Here is an 18,495-nt window from a genome sequence, read left to right as displayed (position 1 = left end):
TGCCGGGCCGGGCACCGGTACCGCACCCTGCGAAGGTCGCCGGCGCCGCAACGGAAGTCGCACTCGTCGATCACCCGGATAGGTACAATTCGGACATGACACAGCCGCAGAGTCACCGCGAGAGCGGACAGCACGTCATCGAACACGCCCTCGAGCTCCTCTCGTCCGCCGATCGGGCGAAGGACTACAGCGAGGCCACCGACGGCCACACCGCCGCGACCGCCTACGCGGTGAGCGCGCTCTACCAGGAGATGCGACACGGCGACGACCAGATCGCCGCGCTGATCGTGGCCGTCCGGGAGCAGACCGCGGTGCTGCGCGAACTCAGCGAGCAACTGCGCCGCTGACCCCCACAGCACATCTGGCCGGATCCGTTCGAACGGTGTCGTTGCGGACGCTGTCGACTCCCTCGTGGCCGCCCCAGACTTCCGGTCATGACCAGACTTCCCGTCGCCGCCACCGTCCTGACGGTCGCCGCACTGACCATCCTGACGACGCTCCCCGCCACCGTGACCGCGGCGCTCGCCCTGCTCGCCTGCGCTGCCGCGCTGATCGCCGCCCGCGCGGTCCGTCCGCTGCGCCTGCCCCTGACCGCGCACACCGCGGCGCTCCGGGCGGCGGCGACCGCCCTGGTGGTGATCGGCGGCCCGATCGTCGCGGCCGTCACGCTCGGCGCCCGCTCGGTGCCGCTGATGATGATGACCGCCGCGATCACGGTGCTGGCAGCACCGCTGATCCCCGGCCTGTGGGGTGCCGAGGAGCGGCGCGACCGCGACCTCCCGCCGCGCGATGCCCTCCGGTAACGGGGCCGCCGGGGCCCACACCGGCACCACACGCCTCTCCTGCCGGGTGCACGGCGGCCCGGAATCGGCCATCCTCGACACCATGGAGGCTCAAGCGGGCTTGAGCGAGTCGCTCGTCCCGATCGACGAAGCGGCCCGGCTGCTCGGAACCACGGTGTCGGCCCTGCGCTACTACGACGAACGCGATCTGGTCCGGCCGGCGAGCCGTGACCGGGGCCGCCGCCGCTACGGCCGTGCCGAGCTGCGCGAGCTGGCCCTGCTGCGCGCGGTGCAGGGCACCGGCCTCGGGTTGGACGACGTCGCGGCCCTGCTCGGCCCGGCCCTGCTCGACCCGGCCCGCCGGGACGCGATCGCCGACCGGGTCGTCGAGCTCGACCGGCTCGGCGCGCGGGCCGCAGCCACCAGAGCGGTGCTGGTGCACGTCCGGGACTGCCCGGTGGCGAACCCGCTGCGGGACTGCCCATCGGTGACCGGTGCGCTCGACGCGCTGCTCGACGGCAACCCGGCGCCGAACCTGGCCGGTCCGCATCCCGGCCCGGCCGCCGACGCCGACGGGCGGCACGAGGTCGCCGTACTCGTCCGGCCGGGGGTGCTGCCGATGGAGCTGGGACTGGTCCATCAACTGCTCGGCGGGGCCCGGTCCGCGGCGGGCGACCCGCTGTACCGGGTGCGGACCTGCGCGCTGGCACCGGGACCGGTGAGCACCGACGGCGACTTCGGGATCGTCGTCGGGCACGGGCCGGAGATCCTCGCCACCGCCGGGACCGTGGTCGTGCTCGGCTCGCACGCACCGAACGACGAGGGCCCGGAGGTCCTCGACGGTGGTCTCGGCGCGGCGCTCGCCTCGATCGGACCGGACACCCGGATCGTCTCGATCTGCACCGCGGCCTTCGCGCTGGCCGCGGCCGGCCTGCTCGACGGCAGGCGCGCGACCACGCACTGGCTCTCCGCGGACCGCTTCCGCAGCCGGTTCCCGCAGGTCGAGGTGGATCCCGGGGTGCTCTACGTCGACGAGGGCCGGATCCTCACCGCCGCCGGTGAGGCCGCCGGGATCGATCTGTGCCTGCACCTGATCCGCCGGGACTTCGGGGCGGCCGTCGCCAACGACGTGGCCCGCCGGACCGTGGTGCCGCCCTACCGGGAGGGCGGCCAGGCGCAGTACGTCGCCCGCCCGGTCGCACCGGTGGGATCCGGGACCGGCACCGCCGGGCTGCGCGCGTGGATGCTCGAACGCCTCGACCGGCCGCTGTCGCTCGACGAGCTGGCCGCCCGGCTGCACGTCAGTGTCCGCACCCTCACCCGCCGGTTCCGCGAGGAGACCGGGCTCAGCCCGCTGGAGTGGCTGCTGCGGCAACGGGTGGAGCGGGCCCGCGAGCTGCTCGAACTCGGCGACCAGTCGATCGAGCGGATCGCCGTCCGGTGCGGGTTCGGCACCGCCACCGCCCTGCGCAGGCACTTCACCGCGCAGCTCGGCGTCGCACCGGCCGCCTACCGCCGAACCTTCTGCGGCAGCTGAGGGCCGTGCCCGACGAGCAGACCGAGTGGAATCCGGCGCGGAATCCGGCGCGGTCGGGCAGGATCCCCGCATGGAACAGCGACCGAAGGGCTTCGACGACGAGGACGTCCGCTCCGCGCTGTCGCACCATCACGGCATCGACGCGCGCGAGCTCCGCTACCGCCCGGTCGGTTTCGGTGACTACCACTGGGCCGTGACCGGCGCCGACGGCAGCCGATGGTTCGCGAAGATCTCCGATCTCACCGACAAGCCGCAGTGCGGCCACACCCCCGCCGCTGCTCTCGACGGCTACCGGGCGGCCCTGCGCACCGCGGCCGAGCTTCGCGCGGCCGGGCTCGAGTTCGTGCTCGCGCCGGTCCCCCCGGGCGGCGGCGAGATCGTCACCGACCTGGACGGCCGCTGGGCGCTCGCGGTGTTCGAGCACGTCGACGCGCCGGCCCAGGAATTCCACACCGAGCTGTCCCCCGGCGGCCGCGACGCGGTCCTCGCGCTGCTGGCCCGGCTGCACGCCGCCGCCGCGCCGGCCGTCACCCCGCGGCACTCGCCCACCGTCCCCGACCGGAACCTCATCGAGGAGGCGCTCGCCGAGCAGGAGGTGTCCTGGAGCGGCGGCCCGTTCTCCGAGCCCGCGCGACAGGCGGTCGTCACCCACGCGAACGCGATCCGGGCACGGCTGGCCGAGGCCGACGCGCTCACCCACCAACTCACGACGAGTGGCCGCCCGGCCGTCGTCACGCACGGGGAACCGCACCCGGGGAACCTGCTCGACGTCGGCGAGGGTTACCTCCTGATCGACTGGGACACCGTCGGGCTGGGCGTCCCCGAGCGCGACCTCGCCGTCGTCTCGGACGACCCGGCCGAGCTCGCCGCGTACACCGAGCTGACCGGCGTCCGGCCCGATCCGGTCGCGCTCGAGCTGTACGGGCTGCGCTGGACGCTGGCCGATCTGGGCGAGTTCCTGCGCTGGTTCCGCGCCCCGCACAGCGACGACGCCGACAGCCGGACCGCCTGGGAGGGCCTGCTCCAGACACTCGCCGCGCTGGACCGCTGACCGGCCCGCGGGACCTCCGTCCCCCGGTCGCGGTCCGGATGTCCCTGTCCCGCAGCGGCACGGTCTGTGACGGTCGGGGCCGAGTGAGAACCCTGGGTGGCCGGAGGGAGACGACCGTGACGGTGGACGGGCAGGAGGTGCCGGCGGTCGTCGTCGGCGTGGACGGATCGGAGTCGGCGCTGGGCGCCGTCCGCTGGGCAGCCGGGGAGGCGATGCGCCGGGGCGCTCCGCTGCGGCTGGTCGGGGTGCTCGAGTGGTCGGCCTACCGGCCGCCCGCCGCCGCCGGGGTGCTCCCCGACGGTGACCGCGACGTGCTGCTGGAGCACCTGCGCAAGGAGCTGACCGGCGCCGCGGCGCAGGCGCACGCGCTCGCCCCGGACCTGACCGTCACCCACGATCTCCTGGTCGGATCGCCCAAGCGGGCGCTGCTCGACGAGGCGGGCGCCGCGGCGCTGCTGGTGCTGGGCAGCCGCGGCCGCGGCGGGTTCGTCGGGCTGCTCACCGGCTCGGTCTCGATGGCACTGCCGGCGGCAGCGCCGTGCCCGGTGGTCGTCGTCCGCGGCGCGGGGGTGCCGGACGGTCCGGTGGTGGTCGGCGTCGACGGCTCCCCGGAGGGCGCACTCGCGCTGCGGTACGCCGTCGAGTCGGCGGCCCGCCTGGGCACCTCCGTGCTGGCGGTGCGGGCGTGGAGCCACGACCGGATCGACCCCTATGTGCTGGAGCTGGTCCGGTCCGACGGCGTCGAGGACGACGAGCGGCGCCAGCTGGAGAAGTCGGTGCTGCCCGCTCGGCAGGCCCGTCCGGACGTGCCGATCGAGACCGAGCTGGTACGCGGGCATCCCGCGCAGGCCCTGCTGGAGGCCGGGCAGCGGGCGCAGCTGCTGGTCGTCGGGTCCCGGGGCAACGGCGGGGTGACCGGGATGCTGCTCGGTTCGATCAGCCGGTCGGTGCTGCACCACGCGCACTGCCCGGTCGCCGTCCTCACCGGGCCACCCCCGTCGGACGTGTCCGGGATCCAGCCCTGACCCACCAGGCCCGGTTACCCGCCCGCCCCCGCCGCACGGCGGAGCGGGCCGCGAACAGGGGCGGGACCGAGCGGGGCGATCCGGCGCCGCCGGCGGGCCGGTCGATCCGCGATCAGCGGCCGACGTAGGCGGCGAGGTGCTGTCCGGTCAGGGTGGACGCGTCGGCGACGAGCTCGGCGGGCGTCCCCTCGAACACCACCCGGCCGCCGTCGTAACCGGCGCCCGGGCCCAGGTCGATGATCCGGTCGGCGTGCGCCATCACGGCCTGGTGGTGCTCGATGACGATCACCGAGAGACCGGCGTCGACCAGCCGGTCCAGCAGCGCGAGCAGCTGCTCGACGTCGGCGAGGTGCAGTCCGGTGGTCGGCTCGTCCAGGACGTAGATCCGGCCCTTCTCCCCCATGCTCACGGCCAGCTTCAGCCGCTGTCGCTCGCCGCCGGACAGCGTGGTGAGCGGCTGACCGAGGGTGAGGTAGCCGAGCCCGACGTCGGCCAGCCGCTCCAGGATGCGGTGCGCCGCCGGTGTCCGGGCCTCGCCGGCACCGAAGAACTTCTCGGCCTCGGCGACCGGCATCGCCAGCACCTCACTGATGTCGCGGCCGCCGAACCGGTACTCCAGCACCGACGAGTCGAACCGGCGGCCGTCGCACACCTCGCAGGTGGTCGCCACGCCCGCCATCATCGCCAGGTCGGTGTACACGACCCCGGCGCCGTTGCAGTTCGGGCACGCGCCCTCGGAGTTCGCGCTGAACAACGCCGGCTTCACCCCGTTGGCCTTCGCGAACGCCTTGCGGATCGGCTCCAGCAGCCCGGTGTAGGTGGCCGGGTTGCTGCGCCGCGATCCCTTGATCGCGCCCTGGTCGACCACGACGACGCCGTCCCGGCCGGCCACCGAGCCGTGGATCAGCGAGCTCTTGCCGGACCCGGCCACCCCGGTGATCACGGTGAGCACGCCGAGCGGGACGTCGACGTCTACACCGCGCAGGTTGTGGCTGTCCGCGCCGCGGATCTCCAGCGCACCGGCCGGGGTGCGGACCGACTCCTTGATCCGCGCCCGGTCGTCGAGATGCCGCCCGGTGAGCGTGCCGCTGGACCGCAGTCCCGCGACCGTGCCCTCGTAGACGACCTGGCCGCCGTCGGTGCCGGCGCCCGGGCCGAGATCGACGACGTGATCGCCGATCACGATCGTCTCCGGCTTGTGCTCGACGACGAGCACGGTGTTCCCCTTGTCCCGCAGGCGCAGCAGCAGGTCGTTCATCCGCGCGATGTCGTGCGGGTGCAGGCCGATGGTCGGCTCGTCGAACACGTAGGTGACATCGGTGAGCGAGGATCCGAGGTGCCGGATCATCTTGGTGCGCTGCGCCTCCCCGCCGGACAGCGTGCCGGAGGGGCGGTCCAGCGACAGATACCCGAGCCCGATCTCGACGAACGAGTCCAGCGTCTCCCGCAGCGAGGCGAGCAGCGGCGCGACTCCGCTGCGGGCCGGATCCTGCTCCGCTGCGTCGCCCGGGGCCTGCTCCAGCCCGCGGACCCAGGCCGCGAGATCGTTGATCTGCATCGCGCTGGCGTCCGCGATGTTGATGCCCTCGATCTTCGAGGACCGGGCCAGCTCGGAGAGCCTGCTGCCCGCGCAGTCGGGGCACGTGCGGAACACGATCGCCCGGTCCACGAACGCCCGGATGTGCGGCTGCATCGCCTCCCGGTCCTTGGCCAGGAACGACTTCTCGATCCGCGGGATGAGGCCCTCGAAGGTGACGTTGACGCCGTCCACCTTGATCCGGGTCGGCTCCTTGTACAGCAGCGCGTTCATCTGCGGCGTGCTGAACGACGAGATCGGCTTGTCACCGGGGAAGAACCCGGAGTTGGCGAAGATCCGCCCGTACCAGCCGTCGACCGAGTAGTTCGGGATCGTCAGGGCACCCTCGACGATCGACTTGCTGTCGTCGAACAGGGCTGTGAGGTCGAAGTCGGAGACGTTCCCGCGGCCCTCGCAGCGCGGGCAGGCCCCGCCGATGATCTCGAACTCGCGGCGCTCCTTGACCTGGCGGCCGCCCTTCTGCACGGTCACTGCGCCGGAGCCGCTGATCGAGGCCACGTTGAAGGAGAACGCCTTCGCCGAGCCGACGTGCGGCCGGCCGATCCGGCTGAACAGGATCCGCAGCAACGCCCCGACGTCGGTCGCGGTGCCCACCGTCGAGCGGACGTCGCCGCCCATCCGTTCCTGGTCGACGATGATCGCGGTGGTCAATCCGTCGAGCAGGTCGACGTCGGGACGGGCCTGGGTCGGCATGAAGCCCTGCACGAAGGTGCTGTAGGTCTCGTTGATCATCCGCTGGGACTCGGCGGCGATCGTGGCGAACACCAGCGAGCTCTTGCCGGAGCCGGACACCCCGGTGAACACGGTCAGCCGTCGTTTCGGCAGCTCCACGCTGACGTCACGCAGGTTGTTCTCCCGCGCGCCGTGTACCCGGATCAGGTCGTGGCTGTCGGCGGCGTGCCGCTCGGGCGTGCTCATCGGTGGTCCCCCCTGGCTGTGCGGTGCACCGATGCCCGGGCCCGCTCACGAGATCCGGACCATGGTGCCCGTCCGGTCGGTCGCCGTCAGGTTAGGAGGAGCGGGCCCGGTGTGCTTCTCGATTCATGACCGTCTCCGGTGTGTCGAGAAAGGCCAGCAGCTCGGCGGCCGTCTCGTCCGGACGTTCGAGGTAGACCATGTGCCCGCAGTCGAACGGGCGCACCGTGAGATCGTCGCCCAGCTCCGCCCGGCAGGCGGCCAGCCACTCCTCGCGGACGAAGTCGGCGCCGGTCGCGGGCACCACCAGGGTCGGCAGACCGGCCGGCGGGACGACGGCCGGACGCGCCATCTCCGACCACGCCGCGACCAGCGAGGCCCGCGAGTAGCGCCAGCGCAGTACGCCGTCGCGCTCCTCCAGGTGCTCGGCGAGCTCGTCGTCGACGAACTCGCCGGGCACCTCCGGCCAGGTCGCGATCCGGTCGGCCCTGGCGGCGTCGCGGCTGCTCCAGGACTCGTCGGCGCGGTACTCCTCGGCCCGCTCCAGCATCGCCGCCGGGTCGAGGCCGATCGCCGGGTCCAGCAGGGCCAGCCGGCTGATCCGGTCCGGCGCGCGGCGCGCCAGATGCGTCGCGATCGCGCCGCCGAACGAGTGCGCGACGACGGCGGCCCGCTCGATCCCGAGCTCGTCCAGCACCCCGAGCGCGTCGTCGGCGTGGCGTTCCAGGTTCCATGGCGGGGCCCACGTCGAGCGGCCGTGCCCGCGGACGTCGATGCTGATCCAGCGCAGCTGCGGGCAGGCGTCGAACAACCGCCGGTACCGCAGGCCGTGCCCGGTGGCGCCGTGGACGGCGAGCACGGGCGGGCCGTCGGGATCACCGGCGTGGTGCACGTTGAGCGGCATGCCCGGATCGTCGCACCGCCCACCCCGATGCGGCACCGGGACCTACCACCCGGCGCAGCGGGCGGTCCGCCGGTGCCACGACCGGGTGGGCACCGCGGTTCGTTCCGCGAGACGTGCATGCGCACACGGCAGGATGACCCGATCATGTCCGAGCTCGTGTTGATGGTTGCGCTCCTCGCCCTGTCCGTGGCCGTGCCCCTGCTGCTGGCGGTGGTCGTCAGCCTGTTCGTGCGGCGCCGCATCCGCACCGACCCGCGCCGGCTCAGCAACGCCTACTGGCTGCTCCTCGCGGCGCTGCTGGTCGGCAACGCCGCCGCGACGCTCGGGATCGTCGGCAGCAACCCGGTCCTCGCGACCGGGGTGTTCCTGGCCGTCATCTCACCGTTCATCGCACTGGTGTTCGCCGGGTTCCTGCTGCTCAACGGCGTGGTCATGCTGCGCCGGGAGCGGGTGAGCCTGGGCAACTCGCTGTCCCTGCTGGCCGGCCTGCTGATCATCGCGCTGATGGCGGTCACGGTGCCGGTCCTGCTGTACGGCACCACGTGGATGCGCGCCCTGTGGCTGCTCTGCACGCTCGCGGCGATGCTGCTCGCCTTCCAGTTCGTCGCGTTCCTCGGCTACGCGCGGCTCTACGCGTGGCTGGTGCACGACCGGCCCGCCGACTGGGTGCTGGTGCTCGGGTCCGGGCTGCGCGGCAGCGAGGTGCCGCCGCTGCTGGCGTCCCGGATCCGGACCGGGATGGAGGAGCTCGGCAGGCGGGAGGCGCGGCTGCTGGTGCTCTCCGGCGGCAAGGGCAGCGACGAGCAGCTGGCCGAGGGCGAGGCGATGCGCCGGTGGGCGGTCGCGCACGGCGCCGACCCGGATGTGCTGCGGGTCGAGACGGACTCCCGCAACACCGAGCAGAACCTGCGTTTCAGCGACACCCTGGTGCGCGACGAGGTGTCCGGCAGCGGGCTCGTCGTCACCAGCAACTACCACGCGTTCCGCGCCGCGGTGCTCGCGCGCAGACTCGGCATCGACGCCCAGGCGGTCGGCGCCCCGACCGCCGGGTACTACTGGCCGAGTGCCGTGCTGCGCGAGTTCGTGGCGATCCTGCGCGAGCACCGGGTGCTGAACACGGTGCTGCTGGTGCTGCTGTGCGTCCCGGCGCCGCTCGCACTGCTGCTGGCCGCCTGAGCACCGGCTCAGTCCGCCGCGGGACCCGCCCCGAACCTGCGCCGGTACTCCCCGGGGCTCACCCCGTGGCGACGGACGACGCAGCGGTGCAGCGCCGTCGTGGACCCGAACCCGGCCGCCGTCGCCACCCCGGGCAGCGGCATGTCGGTGCGCACCAGCAGATCGAGTGCCACCTGCAGGCGGACCCTCTCGACGTGTGCTGCCGGGGTGGCGCCGAGCTCGCGGCGGAACAGCCGGGCCAGGTGGCGGGGACCGACTCCGAGCCGCCGGGCCAGCGCGTCGGCGGACAGATCCCGGGTGGGGTCCGCGGAGATCCAGGCCAGCAGCCCGGCGAGCCGGTCGGAGAGCGGGACACGCGGACCGAGGTGGGCGCTGAACTGGCTCTGCCCGCCCGGCCGGTTGAGGTGCACGACCATCCACTGCGCCACCCGCCGGGCGATGTCGGGTCCCCGGTCGAGCGCGACGACGGCGAGTGCGAGGTCGATCCCGGACGCCACCCCGGCGGAGGTCCAGACCGGGCCGTCCCGGACGAACAGTGCGTCCGGGGTGACCCGCACCCGCGGGTGCTCCGCGGCCAGCGCCGCCGCGGTGGCCCAGTGCGTGGTCGCCCGACGGCCGTCGAGCAGGCCCGCGGCTGCGAGGACGTGCGCACCGGTGCACACCGAGAGGATCCGGGCGGCCCCGCGTCCGGATCGCGCCAGCAGCTCCACCAACGGTCCGTCCAGCAGCGGCCGGACCCCGTCCGCGCCGGCCTCCAGACCTCCCGGGACGACGAGCGTGCCGACCGGTTCGTTCCAGGACCGCTGCGCGACCAGCTCCGGACCGGCAGCGGAGCGCACCGGCCCGGGACGTTCGGCGACCAGCACCGGCCGGTATCGACCCGGTCCCGGCGCGAGCCGGTCCGCGGTGCTGAACACCTGCACCGGCCCGGTGACGTCGAGCAGCTCGACGCCGTCGAACACCGCGACCGCGACCCGTTCACGCGGTGATCCACCCTGCACGTCCGCCATCGTCGCCGAGCACCGCGGCCGTGGTCACGCGAGACCCGCCGATGTCCGGATCTGCACGGTTCCGGTCATGGAGGACACGGCCGTCCGCGGCGAGTCTGGAACGCGCCGACCACCGAGAGGACACACCCGATGATCAGCGTTCCGGCGACCCCGACCGCCCGAGCTGCAGCCGACATGGCCCGAAGCCTGGCACCGCCGTTCCTGCTGCACCACAGCCACCGCACCTATCTGTTCGGCGCGCTGGTGGTCGACGAGGACCTCGACCACGAGGCCGCATTCGTCGCAGCGATGATCCACGACCTCGGGCTCACCGGGGAGCACTGTTCGGCCGAGCGTGAGTTCGGGCGGGTCGGGGCCGATCTCGCCGCCCGGATGCTCGAGGCGAGAGGCTGGGAGCAGGACCGCATCCGCCTGGTCGAGCAGGCGATCCTGCGGCACACCGAGCTGGAACGGCAGCAGGATCCGACACTGCGTCTGGTGCAGGCCGGCGCAGCGATCGACGTGGCGGGACTCGCCCAGGAGCTGATCGACGACGACGCGCTCGCCGCCGTGCTCGGCAGGCACCCGCGGGACGGCTTCCCCACCGCGATGCGCGCCGCCTACCTGGACGAGATCGACCGGCATCCGACCGGCGCGTTCGCCAGGCTCGAGGACGCCGTCCGGCTGTCCGAGCTGTTCGCGGCCAATCCGATCGACCGGCGGACCGCGGTCACCGCGCTGCAGGTCGGCGGGCCGCACCGGGCGGATCCGGCCGGCTGACCTGCGTCCCGGCGGCGCGCCGGCGCCTCAGCGGTCGTGCCCCGACCAGTACCGCTCCAGCTCGGGGCCGAGCAGAGCGGCGTCCTGCATCGGCAGCGAGTGCGTCGTACCGGGCCGGACGGTCACCTGGTCCACGCCGAGCGCCCTGGCCCGCGCCGCGGCCTCCGCGCCGCCGGCCAGGGACCGCTCACCGGCGATGTCGATCCGTACCGGCATCCGCAGCGACCGCCACTCGTCGTCGGTGAGCGTGCGGGGCACCAGGGTGACCGCTGCGTAGTGCCGGGCGCCCTGGTCGATCATCTCCGACATCGGCGTGCGCTCCCGCACCTCCTCGACGGTGACGCCACCGATCTCGGCCAGCGCCCGGTCCTTCCAGGACTGCGGCGCCGGCAGGAGCAGCAGCGTCGACCACAGGTAGGTCGAGACCGGGAGACCGTGCAGCACCAGCACCGGTTCGAGCAGGGTCAGCGACGCCACCCGGCCCGGATGCGCGAGCGCGTGCGAGGTCGCGATCGCCGCGCCGAACGAGTGCCCGACGACGTGCACCCGGTCCCGGCCGAGCGCGGCGAGCACCTGCTCGACCCAGGTCGCCTGGTCGTCGAACGAGGTGAAGGGCACCGACTGGATCGACATCCCGGAGTCGCCGATCGCGTCCATCGCGTAGACGGTGCGGTCGCCGATCCAGCGCTCCAGGTTCTCGCCCCACATCGGCGCGCCGGACCGGATGCCGGGCAGCAGCACGACCGGCAGCCGCCCGGCGGACGCCGGGTCGGTGGCCCGCCACTCGTAGACCCGCACGCTGCCGTGCTCGACGGCGATGTCGTGCACCGTGCTCGGTGCCGGCAGGGTCGCCAGCACCGCGTCGTAGGCGGCCCGGTAGGACTCCCGGCCCTGCAGGCTGCGCCAGTGCCCGACGACCGGATCGGGCGCGACGAGCGAGACGACCTTGTCGACCACCAGCCAGGCGACGACCAGCACCGCGAGGATCGTCAGTATCCGGCGCCCGCGGCCCATCGAAACCTCCGTCAATACGATCGTATTGACGACCACTCTAATACACTCGTATTGAACCTGTCCTACAGTGGCGCGCATGGCACCCGACGACCGCCGGACGGCGATCATCCAGGCTGTCTGGCAGGTGATCGCCCGGCGCGGCATGGGCGCGGTGTCGATGCGCACCGTCGCCGCCGAAGCCGGTGTGTCGGTCGGCCGGATCCAGTACTGGTTCCCGAGCAAGGACGAGCTCGTCCGTGCCGGCCTGGAGGCGATGCTCACCGGCGCGGGTGAGCTGCACGTCCACGCGACGGCAGGCGCCGACGACCGCGAGCGGCTCCGGCAGCTCGTCGGGCACCCGATCCCGCACACCGCGGCCCAGCGCGCGGGCGTCTCGGTGTTCCACCAGTACGCCGCCGCCGCGATCAACCATCCGGCGCTGGCCGCGCTGCTGGCCGAGGCCAAGGACGGGCAGGAGCGCGAGGCCACCCGGCTGCTCACCGGGATCGCTCCCACGCTCGACGACCCGCGGGCCGCGGCCCGCGCGCTGATCGCCACCGCGGACGGTCTCGTCGTGCGGGTGCTGATCGGCGGGCTGTCCGCGGACGACGCCGAGTCGGCACTGGGCGCCGCGCTGCACCGGCTCACCGACTGACCGGCGCTCCTCCCCCGACGACCGCGAAGGCGTCGGCGAGCGCCGCGCGGACCTGCCCGATCGCCGGATGTGCCGCGGAGACCAGGCGCGCCGAGGTGAACAGCTCGCGGTGCGACGGGCCGGACAGCTCGATCAGCCGCACGCCCTCGCGGTTCCCGGTCCACACCAGGTCGGGCAGGATGCTCACCGCGTGGCCCGCCCGGACCAGATGGATGTGGATCTCCAGGTCGGCCGAGTCGAACCGGATGTCGGGCTCGAACCCGGCCGCCCGGCACTGCTGGACGGCCCACTGCCGCGCGGCGGTCCCCTCCGGCTCCATCACCCAGGCGAGCTCCGTGGTGTCGGCCAGGCCGGTCACCCCGGAGTTCTCGGCCACCGCGAGCCGGACCGGATCGGTGCCCAGCAGGTCGCGGTCCAGCGACGGCCGGTGCGAGCGGCTGTGCCCCGGATACTGCTCGGCGACGGCGAGATCGAACCCTCGGGTCTCCAGCTCGGCCAGCCCGGTCTCCGGCGGCACCACCGACGCCTCCAGGCGCAGGTGCGGCGTGCTCTCCCGGAGCCGGGTCAGCGCGTGCGGCAACAACGCGCGCCCGGTCGTCTCCAGCGTCGCCAGGCGCACGGTCTCCCCGACCGGGCCCGCCGCGGCGAGCCTGCTCCGGACCCCCTCCTGCAGATCGAGGATCTCGGCCGCATGCCGCGCGACCAGCTCACCGTGCGGCGTGAGCCGCAGCCTGCGCCCGTCCGGTTCGAGCAGCCGGACGCCCACCTCCTCCTCCAGCTTCGCGAGCTGCTGGGACACGCTCGACGGGGCGTAGTTCAGGGTGCGCGCCACCTCGGTCACGGTCTCCCGCAGCCGGAGCTCGTGGAGCAGCCGGAGCCGGTGGAGGTCCCACATCGGTGCACCTTTCGGTAGAGCCGAATAGTAGTGTTCAATTTTCGTCGCTTTTTTCCAAGTATGTGGGCTGAGACTCTCCTCGGCAGGCAAGCGAAGGACCGGAGGGAGTGCAGATGAGCGTGGCGAACGGTGTCGTGATCGACGAGGAGCTGGCGACCGAGGCGGTCGCGCTGGTGCGGCGCTGGCTGGACGCGGCGCAGCGGGAACCCGTCGACCGGTCCGCCCGCCGGCTGGCGGACGTGTTGCAGGACCCGGACGGGCTCGCCTTCACCGTCGGTTTCGTCGACGGCGTGATCCGGCCCGAGGACCCGCGCGCCGCCGCCCGGCACCTGGAGACCCTGGTCCCGATCGTCCCGCGGTTCCTGCCCTGGCCGCTGCGTGCCGCGATCCGGGCGGGCGCGGTCACCGGGCGGGTGGCCCCCGGCGTCGTCGTCCCGGTGGCCAGGGCGGCGCTGCGGCGGATGGTGCGCCATCTCGTCGTGGACGCGTCCGACCGGAAGCTGGGCCCGGCGATCCGGCGGATCCGCCGCGACCGGCCGGGCACCCGGCTCAACATCAACCTGCTCGGCGAGGCGATCCTCGGCCGCGAGGAGGCGAACCGCCGGGTCGAGGGCACCCGCGCGCTGCTGGCCCGCGCCGACGTCGACTACGTGTCGATCAAGGTCTCCTCCACCGTGGCGCCGCACGACCCGTGGTCGTTCGACGCCGCCGTCGCCGACGCCGTGGAGGCGCTCGCCCCGCTCTACCGGCTGGCCCGCTCCGCGCCCGGCGGGCCGAAGTTCCTCAACCTCGACATGGAGGAGTACCGCGATCTCGACCTGACCCTCGCCGTCTTCACGACCCTGCTGGAGCGCCCCGAGTTCCACGACCTGGAGGCCGGGATCGTCCTGCAGGCCTACCTGCCCGACGCGCTCGGCGCCATGATCCGGCTGCAGGAGTGGGCGGGTGCGCGGGTCGCCGGCGGCGGCGCCCCGATCAAGGTCCGGGTGGTGAAGGGCGCGAACCTGCCGATGGAGCAGGTCGACGCCGAGCTGCACGGCTGGCCGCTCGCGACCTGCGGCAGCAAGCAGGAGTCCGACGCGTCGTACAAGGCGGTGCTGGACTACGCGCTGCGCCCCGAGCACACCGCGGCCGTCCGGGTCGGGGTGGCCGGGCACAACCTGTTCGACATCGCGCTGGCCTGGCTGCTCGCCGGGCGCCGGGGCTGCCTGGACGGCGACGGCCCGGCCGGGGTGGAGTTCGAGATGCTGCTCGGCATGGCGACCGCGCAGGCCGCCGCGGTGCGCGCGGACGTCGGGTCGCTGCTGCTCTACACCCCGGTCGTGCACCCGCAGGAGTTCGACGTGGCGATCGCCTATCTGGTCCGCCGGCTCGAGGAGGGCGCGTCACGGGAGAACTTCATGTCCGCCGCGTTCGACATCGACCAGGACCACGACCTGTTCGAGCGCGAGCGCGACCGGTTCCTGGCCTCGGTCGGGACCGTCCCCACCGCGGTGCCGTCGCCGAACCGGGTGCAGGACCGCACCCGTCCCGAGCCCGCCGCACCCACCGACGGCTTCACCAACACCCCGGACACCGACACCGCCGTCGCGGCGAACCGCAGCTGGGGAGCCGGGATCCGCGCCCGGATGCGCGACAGCGCGCTGGGCACGGCGACCGCGGACGCCGGCCGGCTGCACAGCCGAACCGAGCTCGACGACGTCGTGACCGGCGCCCGCGACGCCGGCGCGGCCTGGCGCGAGCTGGGCGCCGACCGGCGGGCGGAGATCCTGCACCGGGCCGGTGACGAGCTGGCCGCCCGGCGCGCCGATCTGCTGGAGGTCATGGGCGCGGAGTGCGGCAAGGTCCTGGAGCAGGGCGACCCGGAGGTCAGCGAGGCGATCGACTTCGCCCACTACTACGCCGAGCGGGCACGCCGGCTCGACGACGTCGCGGGTGCCCGCTTCTCCCCCGCCGCGCTGACCGTGGTGACCCCGCCGTGGAACTTCCCGGTGGCGATCCCGGCCGGATCGACGCTGGCCGCACTCGCCGCCGGCTCACCGGTCGTCCTCAAGCCGGCCGACCAGGCCCGGCGCAGCGCGGCGGTGGTCGCCGAGGCGCTGTGGGCGGCGGGCGTCCCGCGCGAGGTGCTGCGCTACGTCCAGCTCGACGAGAACGAGCTCGGCTCCGCGCTCATCTCCCATCCCGCCGTCGAGCGGGTGGTGCTCACCGGCGCCTACGAGACGGCGGAGCTGTTCCGCTCGATGCGGCCCGATCTGCCGCTGATGGCCGAGACCAGCGGCAAGAACGCGATCATCGTGACCCCCGCGGCGGATCTCGACCTGGCGGCGAAGGACGTCGCCCGCTCCGCGTTCGGGCACGCCGGGCAGAAGTGCTCGGCCGCGTCGCTGGTGATCCTGGTCGGCTCGGTCGCGACGTCCCGGCGGTTCCGGCGCCAGCTCGTCGACGCGGTGTCGTCGCTGCACGTGGACCTGCCCTGGACCGAGCGCGCGCAGGTCGGCCCGCTGATCGAGCCGGCGTCGGGCAAGCTCCTGTCCGCGCTGACCACGACCGGCCCCGGCGAGAGCTGGGTGATCACCCCCGAGCGGCTCGACGAGCACGGGACGCTCTGGCGGCCGGGCGTGCGCGAGGGCGTCGCAGCGGGCTCGGAGTTCCACCTCACCGAGTACTTCGGCCCGGTGCTCGGGATCATGACCGCCGACACCCTGGAGGAGGCGATCGGGCTGGTGAACCGGGTCGAGTACGGCCTCACCTCCGGGCTGCACTCGCTCGACGAGGACGAGATCGACACCTGGCTGCGCACCGTCGAGGCCGGGAACCTCTACGTCAACCGCGGGATCACCGGGGCGATCGTGCAGCGCCAGCCGTTCGGCGGCTGGAAGAAGGCCGCCGTCGGCACCGGCACGAAGGCGGGCGGCCCGAACTACCTGTTCGGCTTCGGGACCTGGGCCGACGAGCCCGTCGCCGCCGACGCCCCGGCCGGCGACCCGCTCGGCGCCCGGATACTCGACGCCGAGCTCTCCGGCACCGGCCTCTCCGGCACCGACCGCGACTGGCTGCGTGGCGCCCTCGCGACCGATCGGGACGCCTGGTCGTCCGAGTTCGGGACCGCGCACGACGCCACCGGCCTGACCTGCGAGCACAACGTGCTGCGCTACCACCCGGTGCCGGTCACCGTCCGGTACGCCGCCGGACGCCCGGTCGAGCTGCTGCGGGTGGTCGCCGCCGGCCTGCGGGCATCGGCGCCGCTCACCGTCAGCGTCGCCGAGCCGCTGCCCGGGCCGCTGCACGAGCAGCTGACCCGGCTCGGGATCACCGTCCGGCGCGAGGACGACGCGCGCTGGCACGAGTCGCTGCGCACGCTCGCCGCCGACGGCGGGCGGGTGCGGCTGATCGGCGGCTCGGCGCAGGAGACGGCCGAGGTGACCGGCGGCTCGCCGGCACTGGCCGTGTACGACGGCCCGGTCGTCACCGCCGGTCGGGTCGAGCTGCTGACCTTCCTGCGCGAGCAGGCCGTGTCGGTCACCGCGCACCGGTTCGGGACCCCGCATCCGGTGCCCGTCCCCGTCCCCGCGCCGCGGGACAGCGAACAGAGAGGTTCGTGATGTACGACCAGACCTTCCAGATCGTCGCGCTCGTCGTCTACTTCGCGTTGATGATGGCCATCGGCTATTACGCGTACCGGCAGACGTCCGACCACGAGGGCTACATGCTCGCGGGGCGCAAGCTCCCACCGTGGACGGCCGCGCTCAGCGCCGGGGCGTCGGACATGTCCGGCTGGCTGATGATGGGCCTGCCCGGGGCGATCTACGCGGCCGGGCTGATCGAGGCCTGGATCGCGGTCGGCCTCACCGTCGGCGCGTACCTGAATTGGCGCTTCGTGGCGCCGCGGCTGCGCTCCTACACCGAGGTGGCGCGGAACTCGATCACCATCCCGAGCTTCTTCGAGAACCGGCTGCACGACACGTCCCGGTCGCTGCGGGTCGCCTCCGGCGCGATCGTGCTGGTCTTCTTCACCTTCTACGTCTCGTCGATGATGGTGGCCGGCGGCGAGTTCTTCCAGCTCGCGTTCGGTGGGTCGTATCTGACCGGCATGCTGATCGTCGCCGTCGTCACCCTGGCCTACACGATGATCGGCGGGTTCCTCGGCGCCTCGCTGACCGACGTCGTGCAGGGCACGATGATGCTGCTGGCGCTGCTGATCGTGCCGGTGATCGCGATCTTCTCGGTCGGCGGGATCGGCGAGACCACGGCGGCGGTCACGGCCGTCGATCCGGACCGGCTGTCGCTGCTCGGCGGCGCCGCACTGTCGGGTGCGACGGTGCTCGGCATCATCTCGGCCGCGGCGTGGGGCCTGGGCTACTTCGGCCAGCCGCACATCATCGTGCGCTTCATGGCGATGCGCGACGCCGCGTCCGCCGGACCGGCCCGCCGGGTCGGGATGAGCTGGATGATCCTGTCCCTGCTCGGGGCGGTCACCTGCGGCATCGTGGGCATCGCGTTCTTCCGGACCACGCCGAACGAGCTCGACAATCCCGAGCTGGTCGTGCTCGCGATGTCGCAGATCCTGCTGCACCCGCTGGTCGTCGGCTTCGTGTTCGCCGCGGTACTGGCCGCGATCATGAGCACCGTGTCGAGCCAGCTGATCGTCAGCTCGTCGGCGTTCGTCGAGGATCTCTACAAGGTCTTCGGGCGCGACACCTCGCCGCGCACCCTGATGATCCTCGGCCGGTCCTGCGTGCTGGCGGTCGCGGTGATCGCGGGCGTCCTCGCGCTCGACCCGAGCGGCACCATCCTGGATCTCGTGGCGTTCGCCTGGGCCGGGTTCGGCGCGTCCTTCGGGCCCGCGATCCTGCTGTGCCTGTTCTGGCGCAAGCTCACCAACTGGGGTGCGCTCGCCGGCATGGTCGGCGGGGCGGTCACGGTGTTCGTGTGGGACACCTACGGTCCGCCGATCGCGGGCGTCGAGCTGTACGAGATCGTGCCCGGCTTCCTGGTGAACCTGCTGCTGGCGGTCGTGGTGAGCACGCTGACCTACACCCCGAACGCCGAGATCGAGCGGGAGTTCGACGAGGCGGTCGCGGTCGCCGAGGGCCGCGACGTCACCACGGCGAGCTGATCGCGGCGGGAACCGGATGATCCGCGTTCCGGGAGCGCAGGTGTACGCAGGATGCACCGCCGCTCCCGGAACGCGGA

Annotated in this window: 15 protein-coding genes and 1 pseudogene; 11 read left to right on the top strand and 5 right to left on the bottom strand. The window is 73.4% G+C overall.

Translation table 11 applies throughout. The features are described 5' to 3' along the window. Window positions 1-95: 95 nt before the first annotated feature. The 6 genes and pseudogenes from Pdca_RS12745 to Pdca_RS12725 all read left to right on the top strand — a co-directional run bounded on the left by Pdca_RS12745 (window position 96) and on the right by Pdca_RS12725 (window position 4,395). The gene (locus Pdca_RS12745) at window positions 96-347 is read left to right on the top strand and encodes a hypothetical protein (protein ID WP_085911322.1); all 252 of its coding nucleotides are present in this window, start codon (window positions 96-98) and stop codon (window positions 345-347) included. A gap of 87 nt (window positions 348-434) precedes the next feature. Continuing rightward, the gene (locus tag Pdca_RS12740) at window positions 435-803 is read left to right on the top strand and encodes a hypothetical protein (protein WP_085911321.1); all 369 of its coding nucleotides are present in this window, start codon (window positions 435-437) and stop codon (window positions 801-803) included. Further along, window positions 790-1,104, top strand: a pseudogene (locus Pdca_RS36860) (MerR family transcriptional regulator); the annotation flags it as partial. The gene Pdca_RS12740 and the pseudogene Pdca_RS36860, both read left to right, overlap by 14 nt. Window positions 1,105-1,401: 297 nt before the next feature. Continuing rightward, on the top strand, window positions 1,402-2,319 hold the full coding sequence (locus Pdca_RS36855; protein WP_232021672.1) for a GlxA family transcriptional regulator: 918 nt from the start codon (window positions 1,402-1,404) through the stop codon (window positions 2,317-2,319). Window positions 2,320-2,389: 70 nt separating this feature from the next. Beyond that, window positions 2,390-3,370, top strand: coding sequence for a phosphotransferase family protein (locus Pdca_RS12730; RefSeq protein ID WP_085911517.1), 981 nt, complete (start codon window positions 2,390-2,392; stop codon window positions 3,368-3,370). Window positions 3,371-3,486: 116 nt separating this feature from the next. Next, window positions 3,487-4,395 carry a universal stress protein gene (locus Pdca_RS12725; RefSeq protein WP_158092068.1) on the top strand — a complete coding sequence of 303 codons (909 nt, stop codon included), beginning with the start codon at window positions 3,487-3,489 and terminating at the stop codon, window positions 4,393-4,395. A 112-nt stretch (window positions 4,396-4,507) separates the two neighbouring features. Here Pdca_RS12725 and Pdca_RS12720 read toward each other — a convergent pair whose 3' ends face one another. Both Pdca_RS12720 and Pdca_RS12715 read right to left on the bottom strand, forming a co-directional pair. Continuing rightward, on the bottom strand, window positions 4,508-6,910 hold the full coding sequence (locus Pdca_RS12720) for an ATP-binding cassette domain-containing protein (protein ID WP_085911318.1): 2,403 nt from the start codon (window positions 6,908-6,910) through the stop codon (window positions 4,508-4,510). A 91-nt stretch (window positions 6,911-7,001) separates the two neighbouring features. Then, the gene (locus Pdca_RS12715; RefSeq protein WP_085911317.1) at window positions 7,002-7,811 is read right to left on the bottom strand and encodes an alpha/beta fold hydrolase; all 810 of its coding nucleotides are present in this window, start codon (window positions 7,809-7,811) and stop codon (window positions 7,002-7,004) included. Between the two features lie 144 nt (window positions 7,812-7,955). Here Pdca_RS12715 and Pdca_RS12710 point away from each other — a divergent pair, with 144 nt between their 5' ends. Continuing rightward, complete coding sequence (locus Pdca_RS12710; protein ID WP_158092067.1) at window positions 7,956-8,987, top strand: YdcF family protein; 1,032 nt, start codon at window positions 7,956-7,958, stop codon at window positions 8,985-8,987. Window positions 8,988-8,995: 8 nt separating this feature from the next. Here the strand turns inward: Pdca_RS12710 and Pdca_RS12705 are convergent, their stop codons facing one another. Then, window positions 8,996-9,997, bottom strand: coding sequence for a GlxA family transcriptional regulator (locus tag Pdca_RS12705; protein ID WP_085911315.1), 1,002 nt, complete (start codon window positions 9,995-9,997; stop codon window positions 8,996-8,998). Window positions 9,998-10,126: 129 nt separating this feature from the next. Between Pdca_RS12705 and Pdca_RS12700 the strand changes: the two genes are divergently transcribed. Beyond that, the gene (locus Pdca_RS12700) at window positions 10,127-10,756 is read left to right on the top strand and encodes an HD domain-containing protein (RefSeq protein WP_085911314.1); all 630 of its coding nucleotides are present in this window, start codon (window positions 10,127-10,129) and stop codon (window positions 10,754-10,756) included. A gap of 27 nt (window positions 10,757-10,783) precedes the next feature. Here the strand turns inward: Pdca_RS12700 and Pdca_RS12695 are convergent, their stop codons facing one another. Further along, complete coding sequence (locus tag Pdca_RS12695) at window positions 10,784-11,770, bottom strand: alpha/beta fold hydrolase (protein ID WP_085911313.1); 987 nt, start codon at window positions 11,768-11,770, stop codon at window positions 10,784-10,786. 76 nt (window positions 11,771-11,846) lie between these two features. Between Pdca_RS12695 and Pdca_RS12690 the strand changes: the two genes are divergently transcribed. Continuing rightward, a complete protein-coding gene (locus tag Pdca_RS12690) occupies window positions 11,847-12,404 on the top strand; it encodes a TetR/AcrR family transcriptional regulator (protein ID WP_085911516.1) in 558 nt (185 codons plus the stop codon). Here the strand turns inward: Pdca_RS12690 and Pdca_RS12685 are convergent. Then, a complete protein-coding gene (locus Pdca_RS12685; protein WP_085911312.1) occupies window positions 12,394-13,299 on the bottom strand; it encodes a LysR family transcriptional regulator in 906 nt (301 codons plus the stop codon). The genes Pdca_RS12690 and Pdca_RS12685 overlap by 11 nt on opposite strands. A 113-nt stretch (window positions 13,300-13,412) precedes the next feature. Between Pdca_RS12685 and Pdca_RS12680 the strand changes: the two genes are divergently transcribed. Then, the gene (locus Pdca_RS12680; protein WP_085911515.1) at window positions 13,413-16,904 is read left to right on the top strand and encodes a proline dehydrogenase family protein; all 3,492 of its coding nucleotides are present in this window, start codon (window positions 13,413-13,415) and stop codon (window positions 16,902-16,904) included. Then, window positions 16,904-18,418 (top strand): sodium/proline symporter PutP, encoded by a 1,515-nt coding sequence (gene putP / locus Pdca_RS12675; RefSeq protein ID WP_085911311.1) that lies wholly within the window; start codon window positions 16,904-16,906, stop codon window positions 18,416-18,418. Before Pdca_RS12680 ends, putP begins: the two co-directional genes overlap by 1 nt. Window positions 18,419-18,495: the final 77 nt, after the last annotated feature.

The sequence above is a fragment of the Pseudonocardia autotrophica genome (assembly GCF_003945385.1).
Lineage (GTDB): Bacteria > Actinomycetota > Actinomycetes > Mycobacteriales > Pseudonocardiaceae > Pseudonocardia > Pseudonocardia autotrophica.
Note: the sequence above shows the minus strand (reverse complement) of the source record. Positions and strands in the feature narration are given on the sequence as shown.

Coding starts and splice junctions, on each gene's coding strand:
- putP (WP_085911311.1), top strand. CDS start 16,904: ATGTACGACCAGACCTTCCAGATCGTCGCGCTCGTCGTCTACTTCGCG.
- Pdca_RS12680 (WP_085911515.1), top strand. CDS start 13,413: ATGAGCGTGGCGAACGGTGTCGTGATCGACGAGGAGCTGGCGACCGAG.
- Pdca_RS12685 (WP_085911312.1), bottom strand. CDS start 13,299: ATGTGGGACCTCCACCGGCTCCGGCTGCTCCACGAGCTCCGGCTGCGG.
- Pdca_RS12745 (WP_085911322.1), top strand. CDS start 96: ATGACACAGCCGCAGAGTCACCGCGAGAGCGGACAGCACGTCATCGAA.
- Pdca_RS12705 (WP_085911315.1), bottom strand. CDS start 9,997: ATGGCGGACGTGCAGGGTGGATCACCGCGTGAACGGGTCGCGGTCGCG.
- Pdca_RS12740 (WP_085911321.1), top strand. CDS start 435: ATGACCAGACTTCCCGTCGCCGCCACCGTCCTGACGGTCGCCGCACTG.
- Pdca_RS12710 (WP_158092067.1), top strand. CDS start 7,956: ATGTCCGAGCTCGTGTTGATGGTTGCGCTCCTCGCCCTGTCCGTGGCC.
- Pdca_RS12700 (WP_085911314.1), top strand. CDS start 10,127: ATGATCAGCGTTCCGGCGACCCCGACCGCCCGAGCTGCAGCCGACATG.
- Pdca_RS36855 (WP_232021672.1), top strand. CDS start 1,402: ATGGAGCTGGGACTGGTCCATCAACTGCTCGGCGGGGCCCGGTCCGCG.
- Pdca_RS12695 (WP_085911313.1), bottom strand. CDS start 11,770: ATGGGCCGCGGGCGCCGGATACTGACGATCCTCGCGGTGCTGGTCGTC.
- Pdca_RS12730 (WP_085911517.1), top strand. CDS start 2,390: ATGGAACAGCGACCGAAGGGCTTCGACGACGAGGACGTCCGCTCCGCG.
- Pdca_RS12690 (WP_085911516.1), top strand. CDS start 11,847: ATGGCACCCGACGACCGCCGGACGGCGATCATCCAGGCTGTCTGGCAG.
- Pdca_RS12715 (WP_085911317.1), bottom strand. CDS start 7,811: ATGCCGCTCAACGTGCACCACGCCGGTGATCCCGACGGCCCGCCCGTG.
- Pdca_RS12720 (WP_085911318.1), bottom strand. CDS start 6,910: ATGAGCACGCCCGAGCGGCACGCCGCCGACAGCCACGACCTGATCCGG.